The sequence below is a fragment of the Bacillus sp. Au-Bac7 genome (genome assembly GCF_021341655.1).
GTDB lineage: Bacteria > Bacillota > Bacilli > Bacillales > Cytobacillaceae > Niallia.
Genome location: NZ_JAJTTG010000035.1, coordinates 1 through 7,290, shown reverse-complemented (window position 1 = coordinate 7,290; position 7,290 = coordinate 1). Strand labels below are relative to the sequence as shown.

Below are 7,290 nucleotides of genomic sequence, written 5' to 3'. Positions count from 1 at the left end.
TATTGTTACATAACAAAAGGCTGCCCTTATATTTAAGAAAAGCCCCCTATAGCTTAAGTGTAATGTTCACAAACTACCCTTTTTTTACTTAGTTACAGAATACTGCAATATTTACTCATTAGTAAAAGGTATTAAATTGTTTAACTTTTTCTTATTTAAGAGGCTTTCTCTTTTAAAAAAACAGATGTAGAATTGTACCACCACACCTGTTTTAAAAATTCCTCTCTGATACTATTCCCTTTTATTTTCTTCATGAAATGAATGCTTACTATTTAACAATGTCTTTAAGTCTCCTCTGTAAACAACATCCTTAAGTTCATTTATTCTTAAAGGTATTAAAGGAGAAAGGTATGGAACACCAATTGATTTTAGACTTGTTAAGTGTAAAACCAAAATTGTCATACCGATTATTAGTCCATTAAACCCAAAGAAATAACCTAGAAAAATAAATACGAACCTTAAAGGATCAATAGCTGAGCCGAGTCCCTTGTTCGCCAACAAAGCTGCTGAAATAAATGAAATTCCTATAATAAGAAGACTAATTGGATGAATTAACTTAGCACTAACTGCTGTTTCTCCAAGTAATATGGAACCAAGTAAGGATATAATTAAAACAGTACTTTTAGGTATTCTTAATACTGCATCAAAAAAAATCCTTAGTAATATATTTAAAATTAAAATTTCCCAGATGGTTGGTAAAAGTTCATCCTTAGTTATTAAGGTTTCATATAGTTTATTAGGAAAGTTTTCTTTAGCATATTTATCTAAAGCTAAATAAATACCTGGTAAGAAAATGGAGGATAAAAAGGCAAAAAAACGGATAAATCTATTCAAAAACCTCCCATATTTTAAATAATAATCACCTGGAGATTGCAAATATTCCACAAATAAAGATGGTGCTATAATTACTTGAGGGGTTCCATCTACCACTACTAAAACTCGACCTTCAAAAAGAGCTGATGCTGCTATATCAGGACGATCTGTAGGTTTTACAATTGGAAATATTGTTTTTTGTTTACCTTCTAGAATGTCTTCAAAAATTCTAGCTTCTAAGATATATTTAACATCCGTATTATGAAGTCTATCTCTTACTTCTTGTAATACACCAGAATCCACTACACCTTTAATAAAAAGCAGATAAACGTCCGACTTTGCGATCGTACCGAATGTCATCTTATCCACACACAATTGCTCTGTTTTAATTATACCTCTCAAAACATTAATGTTTGTTTTAGCTTTTTCTGAAAAACCAAGTACAATCCCTCTTAAAGAACGTTCCCCAAGAGCTTCCTCCAGGGATCGCTCTGCCCATTTAGTCACATCTACCATTATTGCTACCAGGTTACCGTCAAATAGTAAAACAGCATTTCCTTGAATAATTCCATCAACTGCCTCTGTTATTGACTTTAATTGTTTTACACTTGCAATTGTTAATATGGAATTTGATACATAATTTATAACATTATCTTCCATCAACCTATTATTGAAACTAGCTCTAATAATAGGTTCTATCACTGACTCTTGTAAGAAATTTGTATCTATAATGCCATCTAAATATACTACACATAATCTATTATCATTGTCAGTCCCAATGGTAATTTCCCTAAACTTTAAATCTGCAGTATTGTTAAATTTCTGTTTTATTATATCAGTGTTCTCCTGTATACTTCTTTTCAATGTATCCTTCATTGCTAACCACCTATATGATTTATAGGTATTATTATGTTCCTCTACTCCGTTTTCTAGCCATTTTTTAACTAATGAAGTTTTTTTAGATAAACCTTCACCTTAAGTTTTTTACATACCAAAAGTAAATCGCCAAAACAAATTACTTCTTCAGCTAAACTGCCCTGATTGTGACATAAGAGTGGTTATTTTCAGTTATTACAGGAATGCTGCCACTATAGCACAATAAACTAGCATTTCTAAAAATTAAAGAATATTGCATTACAATAAAGGTCAGTGTTTTGAAATCTATAGAAATATTTTCAAGGCTTTTATATAGTCATTATTAACATATTCTGAATGCAGTTGGAGATATTATTATTGAGGTGAATAATTTATGGGAAAATTAGCACTAACTTCTTCTGAGATAGGTTCCTTATGGGCAGAGTATATAAATGGAACAGCGTCATATATAGTGAATAAATATATGTATTCCATTATAGAAGATAAAGAAATAAAAGAAATATTTCATACTGCTATAGAGACATTTGCCCAACAAAAGAAAGAAATTGGTAATTTTATTGTGGAAGAAGGATTTCCTGTTCCAATTGGATTTAATGAAGCTGACTTATTTTTAGGAAAACAGCGATTGTTTTCAGATGCATTCTGCCTAAATTATTTACATATCATGACTATACATGGAATTTTAGGACATAACACAGCACTATGTATTTCAGTCAGGAAAGACTTGAGAAGCTTTTATGATTCATCTAGTGCAGCTGGAAATAAAATGTATCATGACACAATTGAGCTATTGCTTAAAAAAGGTCTATTTCAAAGGGATCCACAATACTATGCGTACGAACATCCAAGTTATATCACGAGTAAAGATTTTACTGATGGATTTTTTGGCAAAGGCAGAATGCTTGCTGGAACTGAAATTATAAGTCTTTCGTTAAACCTTAAGAAAAGTATAATGGCTAAAACTCTGTCTATTGCATTCTCACAGATAGCAGGATCTAAAGAAGTTAGAAAGTTTTTAACTGATTCAGAAAAAACAGCAGATGGTCAAATAAGAGCATTAGCAAAAATACTTCAGGCAGATAACTTACCAGTGCCAAAGTCTCTGGAAACAGAAGTAACTACCTCTACTGACTCACCGTTTTCCGATAAGTTAATCCTTTATCATATGGGTTTCTTGTTTCAGGCTGCTCAAAATTATCATGGCTCTGGTTTAGCATCGGCCATGCGGACTGATCTTGTAGCCACTTATGAGAAGACTATTCTACAAAACCTTATGGTTACAAAGAATTGGTTTGATCTTATGGTAGAAAATAAATGGTTAGAACAACCTCCCCTTGCACCTAATAGGAAAGAAATTGCAAAGAAGAAATAACCACATTGCCCTACCAAATCGGTCGGGCGTTTTATTTTAGATTTAGCACCCGACTACTTTTATAATTTCTTCTTGAGCTAAACTACCTCGCTTCTTCAATAGGGATTTTTTCATTATTTATTACAGGAATGCTGCCATTTTAGTACCAGAGCAGTAAAAAAGCATTAACCCCTACTGGATTAACGCTCCCGTTCGTAATATATGGTTAGCCAGATTTTTCTGGTTGTCCATTTTTTTTATAGTTTTATGATTACGGTAGTCGGGGTAGAACGGCGCCCCCGTGGGAATCAATCCCGTCAGCTAAACTGTTAACCCCCTACTTGTATAAACATGTTTCAGGCTGGTTGGGACAATGATCCCGTTTAACAAGAAAACCTATGATATTACAAGGAGTTTTAGGGGTTACCGACTAATATGATTTTTAAGGATGAGAAATTAGTATGAATCCAGTGATTGATAGCTGCTGCCAAAATACTTATTAAAGCAGCTATATAACCTTTCATTTTAAATAATAATAAAATAATAAATACAATAATTGGAATAGAAGCAATTAAAGCTGATATCCAAATACTATTTAATGGGTCATAAACTTGATTCCACAACCTAAAACACCTCATTTCATATTTAAAGCCTATTTTTCACAAAAAAAAACCCAAAAAACCGCTCCAAAATATGGAACAGTCAATTTCCACCTGTTATTACTTCATCTAAACCAATCAAAAATTATAATTACAATATGTACTATGTCAAGGCTGATTAAAAACTACCTCAAAATCGCTGGTTTAAAATTCCCTAGAAGGACTTTTCGTCCTTCTGTTTTTGCGTACTCATGTAGGGGTCACGTGACCAAAAGTGAAAAAATGTACGTTTGGACACATTTTAGACACATTCTAGCCGGTTACCTGTACGGTAAGTAAGACAAGACATAGAATGCGTAAGATACTTAGTTCTATGAAGTACTTAGTGGAACGAGAAATGCGGTCCAGCTTGTACACAACCACTTTACATGGAAAATCCTGTTAAATTTTACTTCTCATGATTTTTAAAATAGTCTGTTACAATCTTCCCAAATTCTTGTGCAAGTGGCGTCATCTTCTCCAAAGGTTTCATAATTAATCCGAGTTGTCGGACTACCGGTGGATGCAAAGGCAAAATATGAATATTGTTTGTCTGTCTAGGGACTGCTAGGTTTGGCATGATACTGACGCCAAGTTTTCCTTTTACCATGGACAGTACCGTCTCATTATCTTTGCTATTATAAGAAACGCGCAATGAGAGATCGACTTTACGACATTCATCCTCTATAAGGACTTCACATCCAGATCGTAACATGATGAACGGTTCCTCAAGGAAATCTGTCATCGTGACAGCATCTTGATCTATAAAAGGATGTCCATCATATACGACTGCAGACAAAGGGTCTTCCAATAGTGGAATACATTCTAAACCTTTAACTGGCAATGCAGTAAATCCAAGGTCTACCGTTCCCTCTTCAACCCACTTTGTGATGTCACCGTACCCACCTTCGTATAACACAATTTCAACACTTGGAAAGCGCTCTTTACATATAGAAAATAAAGCAGGTATAAATGCGCTAGTAAAACTCGGAAAACTCCCAACAGAAATCTTTCCAAGTTCCATTCCTTTTATGGCAGCCACCTTCTGTTCCATATGAGCCATGTTTGCTACAATATTTCGTATATGAGGAATAATGTACTCCCCTGCAGTGGTCAACGATGTACCACCTCTCCCGCGGTTTAATAGCGTTACACCAAGTTCCGATTCTAGCGCTGTAATGTTGTGGCTAACACCCGATTGGGTCAGCCCAATCTCATGCCCTGCCTTTGTAAAGCCCCCACTCTCGACTACTTTCAAAAGCACTTCAAGTTGATAAAAATTCAAATCGTCTCACATCCTTTTTGTTATATTATACATGAGATATGCGAATGTGTAATATGAAAAACATTCATTTTACTTATTTAAGCTTTAGAAATACAATAATTGTTGTAAGTCCATTCAAATAAAAAGTAAAGAAATGGGAGCGTGCAGATTATGATTAAACAGCTATACAAGAGGATCCTTTCACCGTACACACTTTCAAATGGAGTAACGCTTACGAATCGAGTAGTCGTCGCACCAATGACGACCTATTCCGGAAATATAGATGGGAGCGTTTCTCATGAGGAACTTGCTTATTATAGGAGAAGAGCAGATGGCCCCGCCATGTTTATCACTGCGGCTGCGGCAATATCTGCCATTGCCACTAGCTTTCCCCGTCAAATGAAAGCATATGGGGAACAGAACGTTTCAGGTCTCGCACAGCTGGCAACTACAATACAAGAAAAAGGAGCAAAAGCCATTCTTCAGCTCCATCATGGAGGGAGTGAGAGCCTTATCGAATATATTGGTGAAAAGCAGATGGTAAGCCCTAGCGGCATTGTGGCAAGTATCTATAAGGATGCAGGTGAAGGATACATTCCACGTACGTTAACACATGAAGAAATTCTATCCACTATTCAAGACTTCGGACATGCGACTGAGATGGCCATACGTGCAGGATTTGATGGTGTTGAAATCCATGGGGCCAATGGCTACCTTATCCAACAATTCTTCTCCGGATATTCAAATCGTCGAACGGACAAATGGGGTGGAACGTTGGAAAAACGAGTGTGTTTTCCACTGGCTGTAATCGAAGAAGTAAAACGAGTACGTAATCAATATGCAGACAACAACTTTATTATTGGATACCGCTTTTCACCAGAGGAACCGGAAGAAGATGGAATAAAAATGGAGGAGACCATAGCGTTAGTAGATCAATTAGCTGATCAAGGTCTATCCTATTTACATCTCTCTGTCAAAAATGTTTGGTCTATGCCTCGTAGCGGCTCGGATCAAACAAAGACAAGATTGGAGATTTTTCGGGATGTGATTGCTGACAGAACAAGCTTCCTGTCTCTGGGTTCTATTCATACACCAGGCGATGCATTGGATGTATTAGAAAAGGGAATACCTCTGTTTGGATTAGGCAGAGAGCTCCTGATGGAGCCGGACTGGGTTCAGAAACTAAAAGAAGGCAGAGAAGAAGAAATATGGACTAGCTTGCCACGTGATAGTCAACAGACACTCTCTATTCCAGATGCGATGTGGGAAAATATCCTCACACGCGACGGAATGCCTGCACGGAGATAAATATATGTGCAAGTAAGGAGGATGGACATGAACAAAAGTGCTTTATTTCAATTAATTATAGCCATGGCAATCTTCGGATCTGTTGGCTTTTTCTCAACTCTCACAGGGCTTCCCGCAATGGAATTGGTATGGATTCGATGTATATGCGCCGCGGTGTTCCTATGTATAGCTTGGATTGTAACAGGCAGTTTTAAAAGGGAGCGATGGGATAGGAAAGAACTAGTACGTATTGCTTGTTGTGGCATGACGAATGTTTTAAACTGGGTATTTCTTTTTAAAGCATTTGAAGCGACATCAATAACGATCGCAATTACCTTATATCATTTGGCACCTATCATGGTTCTTGCGATCGGAAGCCTTCTCTTTAAGGAAAAAATGACAAATTTAATGTATGTTTCTATGCTGATTTGCTTTATTGGAACATTGGGAATTGTCGGAGCCAACGGCTTCCATTTAGCTTCGGCAGGCTGGAGGGGCATCCTATACAGCATCATTTCAGCATGTTTCTACGCAGCAACAATGCTCTTAGGAAAGAGAATTACAAAAACCAGTGTATATGCAACCACTTTTTTTCAAATGGTGATAGGCCTAATCGTATTACTGCCTTTTATTCATTTTTACAGTTACCAAACGATTGGAAATTCCCAGTGGGGCTATGCTATTACAACTGGGGTTATTCATACAGGAATCGTGTATCTCTTATTTTTCAGTAGTATCCGTCAGTTGCCAACAACCGTCGTCTCTTTTTTGATTTTTGTGGACCCTGCAGTCGCTATCTTATTGGATATCGTCGTCACGGGTACTCATCTAAAGTGGTTGCAGTTATTCGGCATTCTTTGCATCTTTGTCGGATTGTTTTACTCACTTAAAGCCAGCAATCATCCCACCGATGCCGGACAGGAGGATTATGTAACTTTCGATCCGGAAAGGGTAAGAGAACAGTAATTTGTTTTACTTTACAGATTTGATTAGAGAGAACCGAACACCATCAAGCTGTTTACGAAGAAAATGAGCGCAAGAAACTAGCCAACCTTCGGTTA

General features: G+C 36.5%; 6 protein-coding genes. 3 read left to right on the top strand and 3 right to left on the bottom strand.

Translation table 11 applies throughout. The features are described from left to right. Positions 1–231: 231 nt before the first annotated feature. The gene (locus LXM54_RS27485) at positions 232–1,689 is read right to left on the bottom strand and encodes a spore germination protein (protein ID WP_233319517.1); all 1,458 of its coding nucleotides are present in this window, start codon (positions 1,687–1,689) and stop codon (positions 232–234) included. A gap of 373 nt (positions 1,690–2,062) precedes the next feature. Here LXM54_RS27485 and LXM54_RS27480 point away from each other — a divergent pair, with 373 nt between their 5' ends. Next, positions 2,063–3,061, top strand: a complete 999-nt coding sequence (locus tag LXM54_RS27480; RefSeq protein ID WP_233319515.1) for a DUF3231 family protein — start codon at positions 2,063–2,065, stop codon at positions 3,059–3,061. Positions 3,062–3,456: 395 nt separating this feature from the next. Here the strand turns inward: LXM54_RS27480 and LXM54_RS27475 are convergent, their stop codons facing one another. Both LXM54_RS27475 and LXM54_RS27470 read right to left on the bottom strand, forming a co-directional pair. Further along, a complete protein-coding gene (locus tag LXM54_RS27475; protein WP_233319512.1) occupies positions 3,457–3,663 on the bottom strand; it encodes a hypothetical protein in 207 nt (68 codons plus the stop codon). 424 nt (positions 3,664–4,087) lie between these two features. Beyond that, complete coding sequence (locus tag LXM54_RS27470) at positions 4,088–4,942, bottom strand: LysR family transcriptional regulator (RefSeq protein ID WP_233319518.1); 855 nt, start codon at positions 4,940–4,942, stop codon at positions 4,088–4,090. Between the two features lie 171 nt (positions 4,943–5,113). Here LXM54_RS27470 and LXM54_RS27465 point away from each other — a divergent pair, with 171 nt between their 5' ends. After that, the gene (locus LXM54_RS27465; RefSeq protein ID WP_233319510.1) at positions 5,114–6,250 is read left to right on the top strand and encodes an NADH-dependent flavin oxidoreductase; all 1,137 of its coding nucleotides are present in this window, start codon (positions 5,114–5,116) and stop codon (positions 6,248–6,250) included. Between the two features lie 27 nt (positions 6,251–6,277). Further along, positions 6,278–7,195, top strand: coding sequence for a DMT family transporter (locus LXM54_RS27460; protein WP_233319509.1), 918 nt, complete (start codon positions 6,278–6,280; stop codon positions 7,193–7,195). Positions 7,196–7,290 lie beyond the last annotated feature (95 nt).

Coding starts and splice junctions, on each gene's coding strand:
- LXM54_RS27460 (WP_233319509.1), top strand. CDS start 6,278: ATGAACAAAAGTGCTTTATTTCAATTAATTATAGCCATGGCAATCTTC.
- LXM54_RS27465 (WP_233319510.1), top strand. CDS start 5,114: ATGATTAAACAGCTATACAAGAGGATCCTTTCACCGTACACACTTTCA.
- LXM54_RS27485 (WP_233319517.1), bottom strand. CDS start 1,689: ATGAAGGATACATTGAAAAGAAGTATACAGGAGAACACTGATATAATA.
- LXM54_RS27480 (WP_233319515.1), top strand. CDS start 2,063: ATGGGAAAATTAGCACTAACTTCTTCTGAGATAGGTTCCTTATGGGCA.